The sequence below is a fragment of the Rickettsia helvetica genome (assembly GCF_963970025.1).
Taxonomy (GTDB): domain Bacteria; phylum Pseudomonadota; class Alphaproteobacteria; order Rickettsiales; family Rickettsiaceae; genus Rickettsia; species Rickettsia helvetica.
The window spans coordinates 1,157,007-1,173,309 of sequence record NZ_OZ018776.1 but is presented as its reverse complement, the minus strand read 5'-3'; the positions used below and the strand labels follow the sequence as shown (position 1 = coordinate 1,173,309).

Below are 16,303 nucleotides of genomic sequence, written 5' to 3'. Positions count from 1 at the left end.
CTATTAAAGATGAGCAGCAAGGTGAAAATGAAAAAGCTAATAATCAATGGAAAGCTATAAAAGCAGTATTAGAGCATGTTAAAACATCAGGTATAGATTATTGTAGTTTAATAAGGGGTTGGGAAAATAATAAGGGGCAGCACAAGGCGATCAGATACTGAAACTTCTTTTAAACAAAGTTAAGCAAAATATTGACTTAAGTATAGATGAACTGAAGATAGCTAAAATCGTAATAGACGAAGCAGATAAAGGAGAATACGGTTTATACGCTATTCCGAGTAATTATAAAAATAATGAAAATGTAAAACATGCAGCTAACGAACATAAGAAATGGTATGAAAGCATAATTAAAGATGATGATTTTTCAATGTTACAAGCTTTAAGCGATAGTGTGGATACAAACTCTATATTGCAAGAAGAAGATCTAATTGATCTATCTGAGGATGATTCTACTTTATCTCCAGAAATATCAAAGGAACAAAATAATCTTAACGATCAACAACTTGCAGCTTTGGTTCATCAAGCAACTGTGCATGCTAACGGAAAGGCAATACCACATGTACAACCTTCTACTAGTTCTAATAGAGGAGAGAGCGGTACAGAAAATACTATTTTAGGTATACAAACTAAGGATTTAGTAACCTTAATTAAGGCCGGAGTGCAAGCTTTAGATGGGGATACTAATCCTCAAGATACTCAAGGTAGAACTGCTGAAGACTTTATAACGCAAGTAAGTAATCTTTTGTAAGCGACAGGAGGTGATATTAATAATTTGTGGGATATGATACCCGATATATTAGGTAATCCTCAAAACACTAATGATGCAGCTTGGGATTTAGATTAAGTCTTTACATCTTAAATGTCATAACTTCTTTTGTTTCATAAGAGAAGTTATGATAGATTGTCTTTATTTCTTAAAAATAATTAATAACCTCTATACGCAAATCTTATATTTTATTGACAAAATTTTATAAATTCTATATATCTCCGTTTTCAAAAATTCAAAATCCATATCTCATGGTTTTTGAGATTTTAATTTAAATAGGGATATATTTATGAAAGAGTCTTTGATTGAAAAATTAAAAAAAGATGCAGTGGGTAAACTAGAATCGACAGATTATTTAAGTATACTTACTGAAATCGGAAAGCTTATTGAAGCTTAATATTGATAATGTAGCATTAAGACAAGGTTTATTGTCCTTAGAGCAAGTTTCAAAAGAAGCAAAAAATAATAATGAAGCTATTATAAAAGGTAAGGACATACTTAGAGTTACTTGCTCAAAATTTACCGGCAACTAAAAGCGATCCATTAAAAACAACAATATTTCACTTACTACTAAATGATTGTAGTGATTATTATAGAAATAATGAAGATGTTAATAATACATATCAATGGCTTAAAGAAATTGGCGTAAGATTTAGTGTGGTTAGAGCTGCAAGTTTAGATGAAGAAATATTAACCTCAGAAAACTTTAACTTTAATAAAAAGTCAGCTGAGTTAGAGCCTGTAGTAATAGAACTTGAACAAATATTAGAAACATTAGGTATTACTAAATTGTACTAGTTAGGAGTTGATCTGACAGTAAGAAGTTGTTGGGTACAAAAAAAAAGATATACTCGTACCCGGCAAAAATTTAACAACCTCTAAAAAAAGGAGACTGTCAGATGACAATATACCAACAAAAAATAATAAAGCCAAGAATTGGTTTATTACAACTAGCAGAACAACTAGGTAACGTATCGCAAGCATGTAAAGTAATGGGTTATAGCCGAGATACATTTTACCGCTATAAAGAGCTTCATGAACAAGGTGGAGAAGAAGCGCTATATGAGATGAGCAGAAGAAAGCCTTGTTTAAAGAACCGAGTACCAGCAAGTGTTGAAGATGCTATAGTTAATATTACAGTTGAATATCCCGCTTATGGTCAAGAACGTACAGCTAATGAGCTACGCAAGAAAGGAATAATTATTTCAGGAGGAGGCGTAAGATCAGTTTGGCTTCGTCATGATTTAGAAAATTTTAAGAAACGCTTAAAAGCTTTAGAAAATAAGGTAGCAAGCGACGGTATTATTCTAAATGATATACAGTTAACAGCTCTTGAAAAAGTAAAAAACAAACGTGAAGCAAGCGGTGAGATTGAGAGTTTACATCCCGGTTATCTTGGTTCTCAAGATACCTATTATGTAGGGAATATAAAAGGTATAGGACGTATTTATCAGCAAACTTTCGTTGATACTTATTCTATTGCTATTTGTAAACTTTATACAGAAAAAACAGCTATAACGAGTGCAGACCATCTTAACGATAGGGTTATACCATTTTTTGAAAGCTATAATATTCCTCTGGTTCGGATATTAACAGATAGAGGAACGGAGTATTGTGGCAAGCCTGAGCATCATGCTTATCAGTTATATCTTGGTATTGAAAATATAGATCATTCTAAAACTAAAGCCTATAGTCCTCAAACTAATGGGATATGTGAACGATTCCACACAACTATGCAAGAAGAATGTTATCACATTTTATTCCGCAAAAAGTTTTATTCTACATTAGAAGAGCTACAAACTGATATAGATAACTGGCTTGTAGGTTATAATAATGAAAGAACTCATTCAGGTAAACATTGTTACGGTAAAACGCCAATGCAAACTTTTAAAGATTCTCTTTATATTGCAATTAATAAAAATATTGATAATATAGAGACAATATCAGACAACTTGACCTTAACTTATCAAGCTGCCTGATTACTCAATACTGTCAGATCAACTCCTAACTAGTACAACTAAAGATAATAAGTAATCTTGTATCATAACGTCCCTTGCTTCATAAGATAAGTTATGATAGACTAGTTTATCTTATTGTAACTCAAGTTATTTTAGCGTTGCCGGTATGGTTTGGAAAAACAGTATGTCATCCCGTGGCGGGACCGGTGTTGTTTCATGGCTACTGATGTCATTCCCACGAGGATTGCTTGTGTGGATACTGAAGCGTCATTGCGAGCGCCTAAAAGGAGCGTGGCAATCCAGAAAAATAATTAAAAAATGCTACGCATTTTACTGGATTGCTTCGTCAAAACTTATAGTTTTTTCTCACAATGACATTAAAACCATCCTAATTCTCTTATCTTCCTTTATCCTCGTCTCTAAGTCGGCTATTGCCGATCCTGAAATAGCTGAATCCTTTAAATGTTCAAAACTTTTTCCTTACTTTGAAAAAAAATTTAATATCCCATCTAATACGTTACATTCAATAGCTTTAAAAGAATCGGGGAAAAAACATACAACCCGTAAAATTAGAGTAGTATGGCCTTGGACGGTAAACGTTGAAGGAAAAGGCTATTATTTTAACAGTAAAAGAGAAGCTATAAATTTTGTTAGAATAGAGCTTATAAAAGGGCGAGAGAGCATTGATGTCGGATGCATGCAGATTAACTTAAGACATCATTTAGGGGCTTTTAATTCCCTTGAACAGGCATTTGATCCAAATAATAATGTTCGTTACGGAGCAGAGTTTTTACGTTCAAAATATGACCAGCTAGGGAGTTGGCACAAAGCTATAGCACATTACCACTCAGCCACTCATTCTTTAGGGTTTAAATATAAGCAAGACGTAGTTAAAATAGCAAGTAACATGGCACTTTATAAAGCATCCTTACATAGTTATCTAAATAATAATGAAGGGGCTTTAGAAGATACAATTCCGGTAAATAATAACAAAGTTCAAAAAAAATCACTTTTTAGTGGCAATAAAAGATACAGAAGTAGTATTATGATACCTATTCCTGCTAAAATTAATTAATTCTATGAATATTAAATTAATTACATATTTTTTAATATTAGTAAGTACTGTAAAAGCAAATGCAGATTTTAACAATATTCAAGATAATTTTGAATATCAGGAAGAGCAGCTAACAATAGAATTACCTTGGAGCGATTGTACCGAAATTCATAAATTATTAGAGGAAAAATTATCTTTTTCAGAACAACAAATAAAAAAAGAAAATAAAATTCATGAGAAATATAAGCAATTTTATTTAAAACATAATAATCCTACTAATTTTTCTATGCAATTTCTTGAGAAAAAATCTGAGACTAATGGAGTAGAAACTTTAATATCAGGTTTTTTAAAATTTTGTGAAGATCATTTCCAAACTAGTAAAAGTAAATCTAATTCCCTAAATTATTATATTAAAAAACAACAAGACCAATGGTTTAATGATATAAGAAATGAGAATTACAAAATATATTATAGGAAAAAATACGAAGATAATATCTTTAGAAATAATTAATTTATTTCAGTACTTGATTCATATATTATTTAATTTATATTAACTATAATAATATACAGGGTTATTTATGTTAAAGAAATGTATATTTAGTATTGTGGTGTATTAAGTGGTTATAAATCTCTAGGAGAATCTAATAAGACAGAGAACAATGTTTCAGCAAATGTTAATAATAATTCATTAATAGAAAAGAAAAAAAATTCTAGTAATAGATATCTTTCCAAACTTCGCTTCTAGAGGTAATTTATACGTCGATCCAGTACTCGAATCTTCACGTATGCTTGTGTACGCTGCGGTTCTGCGTTCCGTATCTCCTTTAAATTCCTCTCTATAAGCTAGTTTGGAAAGATATCTAATGATAAACAACTAAAACTTGTCTATATTTAGAGTATTTTGATCTAACTTCGGATTTAAATCCTTCAGAAAAAAGTTTGCTAAGTTTAGAACCTTTATTACCTAATAATAAAAATACGAAATCTATAGTTGTAGGTATTCAGGATAATTTTGAAGGGCTAGATAGAGTTAAGGGGGATGATATACATATAGCAAGACAGAGAGAACTTATTCAAAATAGTTGGCTAGGAGGTTTTATTTCTGGATCACCCCAAACAATTTTAGGAGAGAAAATGCAAGATAGGAGAGGAAATTATATATTCAACAGATTAAAGCTAAAAAATCACCGAAATAATGCAGTAAGAGGAATAAGTAACAGCTTATTTATCAAGCATGCAGCTGATGATATAATAAGCCGGTTAGGGATGATTGACAAGGATTTAGCAGATATTCTAGAAATATCTGCTAAATGCGGTTATCTTACAGCTTTACTAAAAAATACTTATCGAAATGCTGATATTACCGCAACAGATATGTCTCCTTTGTTGCTTGATCCTTTTGAGCATAATCACAAATTATTAATTGATGATGAAGATTTAGAATTTCCTCCGAACTCTTTTGATTTAATTATTTATTCATTAGGGTTATACTGGATAAATGATGTGCAGAGTTTTCTATCTAATATAAGAACATTTTTAAAGCCTGACGGTGTTTTTATCGGTAATTTTGTCGGAGGAAATAGCTTAAAGAATTTACGTAAATCCTTAATAGATGCCGAAATAGCAAGTGGTTTTAAACATTCTCCTCATATTTCTCCTTTTATTCATTTTGATCATGTTCCGATTTTATTTTCGCAGGCAGGATTTGCTGAAGTAATTATTGACTATGAAAATATAGATCTAAAATTTGATAATCCTTTAGCGTTAATGAGGGAAATAAAAAATATAGGTGAGTCAAATTCACTAAATGCTAGTCATAATTACGCTATTTCTAAAAAGATGTTTTCTTTACTACAAAATTATATAAACGGCTTTGAAGATAATATTAATTTAATTAGTTTTATTGCTTCGCCAAATAAGAATAGTATAAGATTAAAGTTGTTATAAAGGTAATAGTGGTGTATTTTTAGCAGTATTACGTCATTGCGAGCAACTAAAGGCTTTGTTGCGTGGCTTATTTTTTTTGTCATTGCGAGGAAATTACGTATGTAATTGACGAAGCAATCCAGTAAAAATTCTAGTTTACAGAGTTTTTTTATTATTTTTTTGGATTGCCACGCAGCCTACGGCTGCTCGCAATGACGACTCGGTATCCACGCAGGCAAGCCTCCTCGCAATGACGAGCTAACCATCCAACAATTTATTAAGGTCAAACAAATATGCAAGAATTTGATTTAGTGGTAATAGGTAGCGGTCCGGCCGGTTATACAGGCAGTATTAGAGCTGCTCAGCTTGGTATGAGAGTAGCGTGTATTGAGAAAAACGATACTCTTGGCGGCACTTGTTTAAATATAGGATGCATACCGTCGAAAGCTTTACTTAATTCCTCCGAAAAATATGAAGAAGCTCTAAAGCATTTTGAGAGTATAGGTATTACTGCAGATATAAAATTAGACTTACAAAAAATGCTAGCTAATAAAGATAAAGTAGTTCGTGATCTTACAAAAGGTATAGAAAGCCTATTTGCCAAAAACAAAGTTACTAGAATAAAAGGTGAAGCTAAAATTATCTCTAGTAATATCGTTGAAGTAAATAAAGAGCAAATTAAAGCCAAAAATATTCTAATTACTACAGGCTCCAGCGTCATAGGAATACCGAATATCAAAATAGACGAAGAATTTATTGTTTCATCTACCGGTGCTTTGAAACTTTCTAAAGTACCTGAGAACTTAATAGTAGTCGGCGGAGGGTATATAGGCTTAGAACTTGGTTCAGTTTGGCGTCGTTTGGGAGCTAAAGTAACGGTTATTGAGTATGCACCGAGCATTATACCTATGCTTGATAAAGAAATTGCTATGCAATTTATGAAACTACAGCAAAAACAAGGTATAGAGTTTAAACTGAATACTAAAGTGCTATCTGCTGAAGTAAAGTCAGGAAAAGTAAATCTGACAATAGAGGAGGGCGGTAAGAGTTCGGTAGTAATAAGCGATGTTGTGTTGATGGCGGTAGGCAGAAAAGCCTATACGCAAAATCTAGGACTTGAGTCTGTCGGTATTATTACGGATAAGCAAGGTAGAATTGAGATTAATGACTATTTCCAAACAGCTGTTTCAAACATTTACGCAGTTGGTGATGTGGTAAAAGGAGCGATGCTTGCTCATAAAGCCGAAGAAGAGGCTGTAGCTGCCGTGGAAATTATGGCAGGGCAGGCAGGGCATGTTAACTATAACTTAATTCCAAGCGTGATATATACTTATCCTGAAGTAGCAAGCGTCGGTGAAACGGAAGAGCAACTAAAAGAAAAAGGTATTAATTATAAAGTCGGTAAGTTTCCATTTTTAGCAAATAGTAGAGCAAGAGTAATCGGTAGTACGGAAGGTATGGTTAAGATGCTTGCCGATAGTAAAACCGATAGGGTTTTAGGAGCTCATATTATAGGAGCCGATGCAGGTACATTAATTGCCGAGCTTACCGCTTATATGGAATTCGGAGCAGTGGCAGAAGATATAGCACGAACCTGCCACGCCCACCCGACTTTAAGCGAAGCTATAAAAGAAGCAGCTCTTAGTATAGATAAAAGAACTATTAATATGTGATATACTCCTACGTCATTGTGAGGAAAAACTGTAAGTTTTGACAAAGTAATCTCGGGAGTCCTGCTTTATGAGATTGCCATGCTCCTTTCAGTCGCTCGCAATGACGAATTTAAGGATATTTATGCATAAACAAGAACTGCGTCTTTATTTCAAAGATCTTTTAATAAGCAACCAAGAAAAAATTACTTCCGACTTAGTCAGAAACTCCTTAATAAGTAAAATTAGCCGATTATTAAAGGAGTTAAAAGTAAAGACAGTAGGACTTTACTATCCTCTAAAATACGAAATTAACTTACTTAAAATAACAAACTTACTTCCTGAAATAAAATTCTTCTTACCAAAAATTATAAAAAATGAGATAAAATATTGTGCTTATAATTATAATGACCGGCTGACTTCAGGTGATTTTAAAACCTATGAACCTATAAATAATGATTTTTTTATTCCTGAGTTAGTTATTATCCCAGGGCTTGCATTTAGTAAGGATGGTTATAGACTTGGATACGGCAAAGGACATTTCGATCGGTATTTAAATAATAACCAAAATATACTAACTGTCGGCGTTTGTTTAAAAGAACAGTTAATAGATAATTTTCCGGTTGAATCTCATGATCGTAAGCTTAAATTTGTGATCTTGGTATGATTTGTAATATTGCGTGGATTAGTTTTTTCGTCATTGCGAGCGACTATAAGAAGCGTGGCAATCCAGAAAAAGTAACAAAAAATGCTAATCTTTAGCATTTTTTAACTAGATTGCTTCGTCAATTATTTCATCATTTCCTCGCAATGACAAAAAAACTAATCTCATAATAAAGCTGTTAATATCATAACATGCCCAAAAAATTATTACACAAATTCATTATTTCATCTTTATATTTTTGTTTATGTAAATATTTGCTTTTTAAATTTAGATTTTTAAAATCCTTGTTATTCAATGGAAGGTATTTGCAAATCTTTATTAAATCTTCATCTAAAATAAAATGTTTGCGAGGAATATTTATAGTTTGTGCATTCTCTTCACGATAAGCTGCAAGTGCTTGAATTTTACGATTAAACCTCTCATCATCACTTCTATATTTTATTTTTTTCCAAGCATCTTTCAGCTCAACCTTATAATTTCTAACATCTAATAAAGAACTAAGAGTAGTTTGATATTTATTAGTATAATTATTAGAAATAATTATACTATTTAACTCTTTATATATCTTATACAAATACTCCACGTCTAACATTGCATAATTTAACATATCACTAGTGATAGGGCGTTTTAGCCAGTTAGATTTTTGGTGGGTTTTATCGATAGTAATGCCGATTAGCTTATAGCAAAGGTCATCATAGCTTAGCTGTTTACCGAATCCGCAAATATTTGCTGCAATTTGTATATCAAAAACATTAGAAGGTAGTGTTTTAAATAAATTATAGAAAATCTCTAAATCTTCACGAGGAGCATGAAATATTTTAGTAATATTATTATCTGCAAGCAGCTTATTATAAATATTCAGATCTAAATTGCTTAATGCATCAATTATTCCACAATATTCTTCTGCTTTAACTTGAATTATACTAAGCTGAGCATAATAGGTATAACGACGCTCAAATTCCGTATCTATGCTTAAGCATGTCTTATTTGCTAATTGTTTACAAAATTCTTCTAATGTTTTTTGATTATCGATAATTTGCATAGAAGCTATTTATAAAGCTCCGATAATTTTTAAGAAAAGATTAGTATGAGATAACGACAGGACAACTTCAAGACCGATTAAAATAATAATAATCCACTCAAGTTTGGTAGAATGTTTATAATTAAGATCGTTTGAAAGAATGTCTAAAAGCTCGTGAATCATATTAAGACGATGATTCATTATATTTTGCCGTATTTCTATGTCTTGAAATTCTGCCGTCATAAGATATAGAGGCTCATAGCTCGGACGACGCCAAAAGAATTCCGGAGTATCAAATATATCGCTATGCAAACTGATTGAATAACGTTCGTTAAATAATATACCTATCTGCTGTAATATCTCCTTTTTAGAAAGCGATACGCTACCGGTTCTAGCTAGTTCCTGCTGTATAGGAGTTGTCTGAACAATCAAGTTACTAACGGATTGCTCAAGAACGCTAAGTTTAACCGATTGTGCAAGAGCATGGGAAATAGAAAGTTTAACAAAAACTGATTTATCTGCTAAGATTATTTTATTTTTTTCTTCATCAATAAATGTTTTCTCGACTTCTGTATTATATTCAAAATAAATATAATCAGATACCGGCTCTTTAAGCTTGTTCACGGCTACTAAATCAGTATCGCTTAAAACTATTTTTTCTTGAATTTCATCGCCGCCCCAAATAGTTATACAGCCAAACGGAAAGAAAAATATCTCTATAAAATCAGAATCTTTATTTATCTCTTTCCGAATATATAAAACATCGTCAAAATGTTGAGGTTCAAGACCAATCTTTTTTAAATTAGTAACTAGATCACTCATATTATATTCGGAAGAAGTACAGTAAGATGAACATCTCATGATTATTAAGTTTAATTTATATATAATTTAGAGTATAGTAGTTAGCAGCATATAAAGTCAATAATATTATAATTATGTATGAAATATTAAGTAATAGAGAGGTCATTAAAATAATAGGTTTAGATTCCGTAAAGTTCCTACAAAATCTCATTACGAACGATATTTGTAAGAGTATAGTCAATTCAGTTGGGCTTGGATATAAGGCACCGAGGATAGAGCCTATAATAATAGGCGAGACGATGAGTAACATCGTCAGCGAGTCCAAATCAATTGACTATAATTACTGCTATACTTATTTGCTTAATAATCAAGGAAGATATTTATTTGATTTTTTTGTGTATGTTCATAACCTTGAAGAAATTTACCTTGATATTGATAAAAGTAATAAAACTGCTTTGATAGATCATTTAAATTTCTATAAATTTCGCTCCAAAATACAAATAATGGATTGTAGTAGAGAATATAAAGTTATATATTTACGTCAAAAATTAGATATAGACACGCTAATTACGGTTCGTGATCCTCGCTATGCTAAGCTTGGTTTTCGTTCTATAGTATGTCATTCCTGCGTTCCCTTATGTCATGCCCGCGAAAGCAGGAATCCAATATACCTAGAAGATAAATATAATTTTGCAATAATAGACGGAGTAGAAGATTTAATCACAGATAAATCTATTCCAAATATGTATGGTGCTGAGGAGTTAAATGCAATTAGTTTTGACAAAGGTTGTTATGTCGGGCAGGAAGTGATTTCAAGAGCTAAATATCAAGGTGTTATAAGAAGAAAGATATATAAAATTACGTCGGAAGAAGATTTATCCTCATTAGTTAAAGATGAAGAAATACTTGCAGATAACGATAAAATCGGTGTAATATGCTCAAGTTACCGTAATAAAGCAATCGCCTTAATCAGAGAAGAAAAATATTTTGCCGATAGAGAAGCTGATATTACCGTTAAAGGGATTAAAATAAACTTATCTTTCGCACCTTGGTATTAAATAATAGTTAATTTTTTAATAATTGCTTGACATTCATCAAGTTTTCATGTATTATACTAATTATAAAAGACATAGACCATATTTCATGGTATTTTTTTTATAAAAAATTAATATAAATTGGAGACTTTTATGACTATACCTTTTCAATTGTTAACTTCAGGAAATATACAAAACATACAACTAATACCGGCTATATTAAACGGAACTAATGTTAATAACAACCTTAATATTTTTGAAACTCTTTGTAATTTAATACCTCAACAACAAGATAAGAATGTTAAAAATGCTTTAGAAAGTACTGCAATACAGGTATTAGGAAAAATGATTTCCATTTCTGAAACCAATTGGGATAAAAAAGACGGTAATGATAATACTATATTTGAATGGGGAGTATGGAGTAATAGCTCTAAATTTCATAATAATCCTCAAATAATGAATAAATTTGTTTCAGCTGAGAAAACACAAATTCATAATTTTTGCCGTGTTATAGCAGAGCCGCATATTTCTGATGAATTCCGTAAGATACAAATCGAAAAATTAAAGCCATTCGGTTTAGATATTAATGAGTTTGGTTAAGATCATACTGCTTTATATTCTGCAATAAATATCAGCTTATTGCTAATAATCCGAGTAATCAAAATATAAGTTTATTTCAAACTCAAATGGATAAATATTATAAAATAATTGAGAATCTAGTTAAATTTGGTGCTAATCCTTCGCTTGAAGCAAATAATATATTAAAATGTATAAACTCGTCTGACTGATTTACATTGATGGCAAAAGACACAAAGCAAATATCAAAAACTTTTTTTATTTCGGCAATTATTTGTCTTTGTTTATCCACCTTATTTATTTGGATTGTAATATTATTACTATCTCAAGATCCGAGTGTTGACACTAATCAATTGTTTTTACGGATTATTAAAAGTTATATAGGATTTAAGGGGTTAATAGTCGGCGTTATTATGGCAATGATAATCTCAAGTACTAACTCTTATATTAACGTTGCAGCGGTAACTTTTACTAATGACATCATTAAAAAAGCTTCATTAAATTATAATTATATAACCGTAATTACTATAGGATTAATAGGTTTTATTATATCACTCTATACGAAAGATTTAATAAATCTATTTCTATTATTAACTAGTATCTATTTGCCGCTAATCACTTTGCCGTTAATTTTGTTAATATACGGTTTTAAATCAAGTGCCAAAAGTTTTTTTATCGGTATGATTGCTGCAATATTAACTATTATATTGTGGCAAATATTTTCTTTAAGAGCAATTCTAGGTATTTATCCGATACTACCCGCAACTATCGTAAATTTACTCTTTTTCCTTGGAAGCCATTACATTTTAAAACAACCAGGAGGGTTTAGTTCTTTAAAAGAGCCGCTAGCCGTTAAAATAATCAGGCAAGAGAGAAAAAGAAAAATTTTGACTTTATTTCGTGATCTTAAGAATTTTAACATCTTTAAATATTGGGAAAGTACCCTACCAAATCAAGAAATTACTTATAGTGATGTCGGTATATTTATTTTAATATCGATGTTCTCATCTTTATATACCACACCAGGTAGCAGAATAATGGACCATTTAGAGATATATAATATTATTTACCATACCACACTTATAACTGCTGCAATATTAATCACTTATCCTTTATGGTCTTTAAAGTTTAAAAAGAATTATATTATCTCTTTATCTTGGTTTGTTGCTACTTTTGTTATATTAATATTTTTCGGTAGTTTACTTGTTATATCAAGTAGTTTTGATCAGCTGCAATTAATATGTTCGATAATTTAACTTACTTATAATTGCAATGATATTCAGGTGGCAAGCTACTGTACTTATGATCGTTACAGGTGTATTTGCTAGTATAGAGTTTTATAAATATTTTATGGATGAGAAGTTATGAATTAGCATAGATAGTTTTCAATTTAAAGTAGTATATTTCCTAACCTTATTTAGTAGCCTTTTAATAGTATTCTTAAAACCAAGGCAGGAGCAAGAGAGATTAGTTAACCTAAAAAATACCCATGTAGGAATAGAGTTAATTATAGAGAACAGGAATTAGAGAAGTTACTTGATTTGAAACATGAGTTCTTACGTAATATAAACCATGAAATCAATATGCCGCTAACCGGTATTATTAGTCTTGGTGAAACCTTATGGGCTAATTATGATAAATTTAATGAAGATCAGCGTCGTAATGCCGTAGAGATTATAGCTAAAAGCTCTATTAGATTAAATAGCTTGATAAATAATATTCTAGATTTTTCAAAATTATCCAGTCTTAATTATGAACTAAATAAAGAAAATATAAACTTAAGCGAATTGCTACATGAAAGGATTAAAATACGTAAGAAATTATATCTAAACGGCAAAACCTTAAATTTTGTATCTGATATTGAAGAGAATATAATATTTAACTGTGATCCTCATTATATTAAACACACATTCGATAATCTAATAATTAATGCTATCAGCTATTGTAGTGAGGGAATAATAAAAATTGATCTACACATGCAAGAAAATAATATCTTATTTAGTATAAAAGACGATGGAGCAGGAGTGCTGAAAGAGGAATTGCAGAGTATATTCGGTGTATTTGTCGTAAGCTCTAAAACACGTACAACGGCAGGAGGTAGAGGAGTAGGGCTTGCTCTATGTAAGAAAGTAATAAAGAACTACACGCCGGAAAAATTTGGGCGGAAAACGATAAGCAGGGGAAAACTCAATTTATTTTCACTATGCCTTATACTCGATGAACTTCAAAAATTGGCTACGTCGTCTTATAAGTTCTGCGGTGTTCACGTATTAAGTATATGCTCCGCTCCTCGCCTTATAGACTCCTTGCTCTTTTTGAAGTTGTGTCGAAGTATAACTATCATGATTTTAATGTCATTTGTGGATTGATTCTACTTTTTTTAATCTTGAAAGTTTTTAATATATGTGCTACAATGTAGCTACATTATTTAAAGAGAATTTTATGTCTGCTGGTTCTATTGTTCGAGCTCGTATTAATGAAGACGTGAAAGAAGAAGCAACTGTAGTGCTTGCTGCTATGGGGCTTACTGTGTCCGATGCTGTTCGTATGCTTTTATTTCGTGTTGCTCGTGAAAAAGCATTACCGTTTGAACCGCTTATCCCAAATGATGAAACAATTAAAGCTATGAAAGCTGCAAGAAGCGGCAAATTAGTTCATATTGGTAATATAAATAATTTATTATCCGATTTAAATGAGAACGATTAAACGTACTGCACAGTTTAAACTTGATTATAAGCGTGAAAAACATAGAAAACATGGAATAAATTTGGATGATGTTTTACTGAAAGCAGTTAAGTACTTGATTGCTGATATAATATTACCTATACATATGAGAGATCACGCCCTTATAGAGATTGTCATATTAAGCCGGATTTAGTATTAATTTATAGAAAACCTGATACTGACACAAACGAGATTTGATATCAATTATAGCACCGGCGTCAAGCTGTCCGGATGCACAGGATAAACTAAAGAAAGCTATTGAAATACTAACTTTACAAGGGTTTAAAACTTTAGTAGATGATAAGATTTTTTCAGGTGATGAATTGCTTTTTTCGCTGCTCCTAAAGAGGAAAGGTTGAGAATGTTTAAAGTAGTCATGGAAAATGAGAAGGTTAAAATAATTTGGGCTTTTCGTGGCGGATATGGATGCGGTGAATTTGTAGAAGATTGTTTTAATATAGAGCAAAAAGGGGATAAAGTCCTGATAGGCTATAGCGATATTACCGTTTTGCATTTATTACTAAATAACCATTATAATATCCCAACTATACATGGTTCAGTACTAACCTCGTTACTACCGCCTACTAATCAGGCTATTATGCCTATAATAGATGTTCTTGAAGGGAAAAAGAGTAAAATACAACTTACACCTATAAAGAAAATTAGTGAAGAAAATATAACAGGTACAATAACAGGCGGAAATTTAACGGTTTTTAGCAAATTAATAGGAACTTCCGTTAATCTAAAAAAGAGTAATATATTACTGCTTGAAGATGTTAATGAAAAAGGTTATGCAGTACATCATAATTTAGTTCAGTTAAAAAATGCCGGTATATTTGAATGTATAAAAGCAATAATTTTCGGTGATTTTACTAAAGGGGATAAGTTTATAGAACAAACTATAAAAAGTTTTTGTTTAAATGATATTCCAAATATTAGAACTTATAAAGCAGTAGGAATAGGGCATGGAGAGGTAAATCATCCGGTTATTATGCATCATGAAGTAATTATAAGCAGTAATGTTTTAAGTTTTACTAGTCCTTTTGAAATAGTAGAAAACAAATGACAAATTCTATCAAAATAGGTACAAGAAAAAGTCCGCTTGCTTTAATACAAACTAATTTAGTTATTCAGCAAATCAAACAATTTTTTCCTGATATTAATTGTGAAATAGTATCCATTATTACTAGCGGGGATTTAATCCAAAATAAACCATTATACGATATAGGCGGTAAAGCTTTATTTTTAAAGGAAATAGAGCAAGCCTTGCTTGATAAAAAAATTGACTTAGCCGTTCATTCTTTAAAAGACATACCTGGTAGAATACCTGAAGAGCTAGTAATTGCTGCCGTTTTAGAGCGTGAAGATCCTAGAGATGTTTTTGTATGTTTAAATTATAAATCCATAGAAGAGCTGCCGCAAAATGCTGTAATAGGTAGCTCGGCAGTACGAAGAAAAGCATTTATCCAAAAAATAAGAATGGATTTAAAGGTAACGGTTTTTAGAGGGAATGTTGATTCAAGAATAAAAAAGCTAATGACCGGCGAAGTTGACGCAACAATTTTAGCATATGCAGGTCTTAAAAGGTTAGGGGCGTTTAATCCAGAGTATTGTCATTTGATAGAGTATTCACAGATGTTACCGTGTATAGGGCAGGGAGTCATTGCAGTTGAAATACGACAAGATGATAATGCTATGCTTGAGATATGCAACCAAATTAATCATCTTCCTACCTTTGAACTAATAAAACCCGAAAGAGCATTTTTAGAATATCTAGATGCTAATTGCTGCACGCCGATTGCTGCTTACTCTAAATATTTAGATGCGGATACTAGAAATCTTTCCAAACTCACTTATAGGGAGGAATTTGAAGGCAACACGGAAGCACTTGCCGCCACAGCATACAAAAGCGATAGCACAGATGCAAGTACTGAATTGACATATAAATTACCCCTAGAAGTAGAGTTTGAGAAGATATCTAGTATAAAAACCGATTTCATGCTAGGTAACCTCGACGGTAGTAAAATAATCTTCCACACCGAAACTACCAATATAAAAACCTCAAAAGAAGCAAGTATAAAAGCCGCTAAAATGATGTTGAATCAGCTAGACAAATAGATATTTAAGGAA

The 16,303-nt window shown here is 31.4% G+C and carries 15 protein-coding genes and 5 pseudogenes; 17 read left to right on the top strand and 3 right to left on the bottom strand.

The features are described 5' to 3' along the window. Positions 1-367 precede the first annotated feature (367 nt). From AB1146_RS07065 to AB1146_RS07040, 6 genes and pseudogenes are all read left to right on the top strand, one after another. A pseudogene (locus AB1146_RS07065) lies at positions 368-844 on the top strand (hypothetical protein). Positions 845-1,152: 308 nt separating this feature from the next. Then, entirely contained in the window at positions 1,153-1,299 is a 147-nt protein-coding gene (locus tag AB1146_RS07060) for a hypothetical protein (protein ID WP_232203607.1), read from the top strand. Between the two features lie 124 nt (positions 1,300-1,423). Continuing rightward, positions 1,424-1,564 carry a hypothetical protein gene (locus AB1146_RS07055; RefSeq protein WP_010422453.1) on the top strand — a complete coding sequence of 47 codons (141 nt, stop codon included), beginning with the start codon at positions 1,424-1,426 and terminating at the stop codon, positions 1,562-1,564. A gap of 101 nt (positions 1,565-1,665) precedes the next feature. After that, positions 1,666-2,745, top strand: a complete 1,080-nt coding sequence (locus AB1146_RS07050; protein ID WP_010420735.1) for an IS481 family transposase — start codon at positions 1,666-1,668, stop codon at positions 2,743-2,745. A gap of 205 nt (positions 2,746-2,950) precedes the next feature. Further along, entirely contained in the window at positions 2,951-3,799 is an 849-nt protein-coding gene (locus tag AB1146_RS07045) for a lytic transglycosylase domain-containing protein (protein WP_040611474.1), read from the top strand. A 4-nt stretch (positions 3,800-3,803) separates the two neighbouring features. Continuing rightward, the gene (locus tag AB1146_RS07040) at positions 3,804-4,289 is read left to right on the top strand and encodes a DUF2532 domain-containing protein (RefSeq protein WP_010422871.1); all 486 of its coding nucleotides are present in this window, start codon (positions 3,804-3,806) and stop codon (positions 4,287-4,289) included. Between the two features lie 186 nt (positions 4,290-4,475). Here the strand turns inward: AB1146_RS07040 and AB1146_RS07035 are convergent. Then, a pseudogene (locus AB1146_RS07035) lies at positions 4,476-4,652 on the bottom strand (palindromic element RPE1 domain-containing protein); the annotation flags it as partial. Between AB1146_RS07035 and AB1146_RS07030 the strand changes: the two are divergent. The 4 genes and pseudogenes from AB1146_RS07030 to AB1146_RS07015 form a co-directional block, all read left to right on the top strand. Further along, a pseudogene (locus tag AB1146_RS07030) lies at positions 4,638-4,974 on the top strand (hypothetical protein); the annotation flags it as partial. The pseudogenes AB1146_RS07035 and AB1146_RS07030 overlap by 15 nt on opposite strands. Further along, positions 4,937-5,725 carry a methyltransferase domain-containing protein gene (locus AB1146_RS07025; RefSeq protein ID WP_355404490.1) on the top strand — a complete coding sequence of 263 codons (789 nt, stop codon included), beginning with the start codon at positions 4,937-4,939 and terminating at the stop codon, positions 5,723-5,725. The pseudogene AB1146_RS07030 and the gene AB1146_RS07025, both read left to right, overlap by 38 nt. 272 nt (positions 5,726-5,997) lie before the next feature. Continuing rightward, positions 5,998-7,377, top strand: coding sequence for a dihydrolipoyl dehydrogenase (lpdA, locus tag AB1146_RS07020; protein WP_010422874.1), 1,380 nt, complete (start codon positions 5,998-6,000; stop codon positions 7,375-7,377). 121 nt (positions 7,378-7,498) lie between these two features. Further along, on the top strand, positions 7,499-8,020 hold the full coding sequence (locus tag AB1146_RS07015; RefSeq protein ID WP_010422875.1) for a 5-formyltetrahydrofolate cyclo-ligase: 522 nt from the start codon (positions 7,499-7,501) through the stop codon (positions 8,018-8,020). Positions 8,021-8,201: 181 nt separating this feature from the next. On the opposite strand, the gene AB1146_RS07010 is transcribed toward AB1146_RS07015, so the two are convergent. Next, complete coding sequence (locus AB1146_RS07010) at positions 8,202-9,059, bottom strand: ribonuclease D (protein ID WP_010422876.1); 858 nt, start codon at positions 9,057-9,059, stop codon at positions 8,202-8,204. 9 nt (positions 9,060-9,068) lie between these two features. Further along, positions 9,069-9,860, bottom strand: coding sequence for an RMD1 family protein (locus AB1146_RS07005; RefSeq protein ID WP_010422877.1), 792 nt, complete (start codon positions 9,858-9,860; stop codon positions 9,069-9,071). Between the two features lie 113 nt (positions 9,861-9,973). Between AB1146_RS07005 and AB1146_RS07000 the strand changes: the two genes are divergently transcribed. The 7 genes and pseudogenes from AB1146_RS07000 (at position 9,974) to hemC (ending at position 16,291) form a co-directional block, all read left to right on the top strand. Then, positions 9,974-10,897 carry a YgfZ/GcvT domain-containing protein gene (locus AB1146_RS07000; RefSeq protein ID WP_010422878.1) on the top strand — a complete coding sequence of 308 codons (924 nt, stop codon included), beginning with the start codon at positions 9,974-9,976 and terminating at the stop codon, positions 10,895-10,897. Positions 10,898-11,026: 129 nt separating this feature from the next. Beyond that, positions 11,027-11,473: a hypothetical protein gene (locus AB1146_RS06995; RefSeq protein WP_010422880.1), complete on the top strand. Its 447-nt coding sequence runs from the start codon at positions 11,027-11,029 to the stop codon at positions 11,471-11,473. 194 nt (positions 11,474-11,667) lie between these two features. After that, positions 11,668-13,670, top strand: a pseudogene (locus AB1146_RS06990) (ATP-binding protein); the annotation flags it as partial. A 221-nt stretch (positions 13,671-13,891) separates the two neighbouring features. Next, positions 13,892-14,155: a type II toxin-antitoxin system RelB/DinJ family antitoxin gene (locus AB1146_RS06985; protein ID WP_010422883.1), complete on the top strand. Its 264-nt coding sequence runs from the start codon at positions 13,892-13,894 to the stop codon at positions 14,153-14,155. Continuing rightward, entirely contained in the window at positions 14,142-14,327 is a 186-nt protein-coding gene (locus AB1146_RS06980; protein ID WP_010422884.1) for a type II toxin-antitoxin system YafQ family toxin, read from the top strand. Before AB1146_RS06985 ends, AB1146_RS06980 begins: the two co-directional genes overlap by 14 nt. Positions 14,328-14,367: 40 nt before the next feature. Then, positions 14,368-15,239, top strand: a pseudogene (locus AB1146_RS06975) (LD-carboxypeptidase). After that, complete coding sequence (gene hemC, locus AB1146_RS06970) at positions 15,236-16,291, top strand: hydroxymethylbilane synthase (RefSeq protein WP_010422890.1); 1,056 nt, start codon at positions 15,236-15,238, stop codon at positions 16,289-16,291. Before AB1146_RS06975 ends, hemC begins: the two are co-directional and overlap by 4 nt. Positions 16,292-16,303 lie beyond the last annotated feature (12 nt).

Excerpts from the sequence above, each read along its gene's own strand:
- AB1146_RS07050 (WP_010420735.1), top strand. The coding sequence starts at position 1,666 with ATGACAATATACCAACAAAAAATAATAAAGCCAAGAATTGGTTTATTA.
- AB1146_RS07045 (WP_040611474.1), top strand. The coding sequence starts at position 2,951 with ATGTCATTCCCACGAGGATTGCTTGTGTGGATACTGAAGCGTCATTGC.
- AB1146_RS07040 (WP_010422871.1), top strand. The coding sequence starts at position 3,804 with ATGAATATTAAATTAATTACATATTTTTTAATATTAGTAAGTACTGTA.
- lpdA (WP_010422874.1), top strand. The coding sequence starts at position 5,998 with ATGCAAGAATTTGATTTAGTGGTAATAGGTAGCGGTCCGGCCGGTTAT.
- AB1146_RS07015 (WP_010422875.1), top strand. The coding sequence starts at position 7,499 with ATGCATAAACAAGAACTGCGTCTTTATTTCAAAGATCTTTTAATAAGC.
- AB1146_RS07010 (WP_010422876.1), bottom strand. The coding sequence starts at position 9,059 with ATGCAAATTATCGATAATCAAAAAACATTAGAAGAATTTTGTAAACAA.
- AB1146_RS07005 (WP_010422877.1), bottom strand. The coding sequence starts at position 9,860 with ATGAGTGATCTAGTTACTAATTTAAAAAAGATTGGTCTTGAACCTCAA.
- AB1146_RS07000 (WP_010422878.1), top strand. The coding sequence starts at position 9,974 with ATGTATGAAATATTAAGTAATAGAGAGGTCATTAAAATAATAGGTTTA.
- AB1146_RS06995 (WP_010422880.1), top strand. The coding sequence starts at position 11,027 with ATGACTATACCTTTTCAATTGTTAACTTCAGGAAATATACAAAACATA.
- AB1146_RS06985 (WP_010422883.1), top strand. The coding sequence starts at position 13,892 with ATGTCTGCTGGTTCTATTGTTCGAGCTCGTATTAATGAAGACGTGAAA.
- AB1146_RS06980 (WP_010422884.1), top strand. The coding sequence starts at position 14,142 with ATGAGAACGATTAAACGTACTGCACAGTTTAAACTTGATTATAAGCGT.
- hemC (WP_010422890.1), top strand. The coding sequence starts at position 15,236 with ATGACAAATTCTATCAAAATAGGTACAAGAAAAAGTCCGCTTGCTTTA.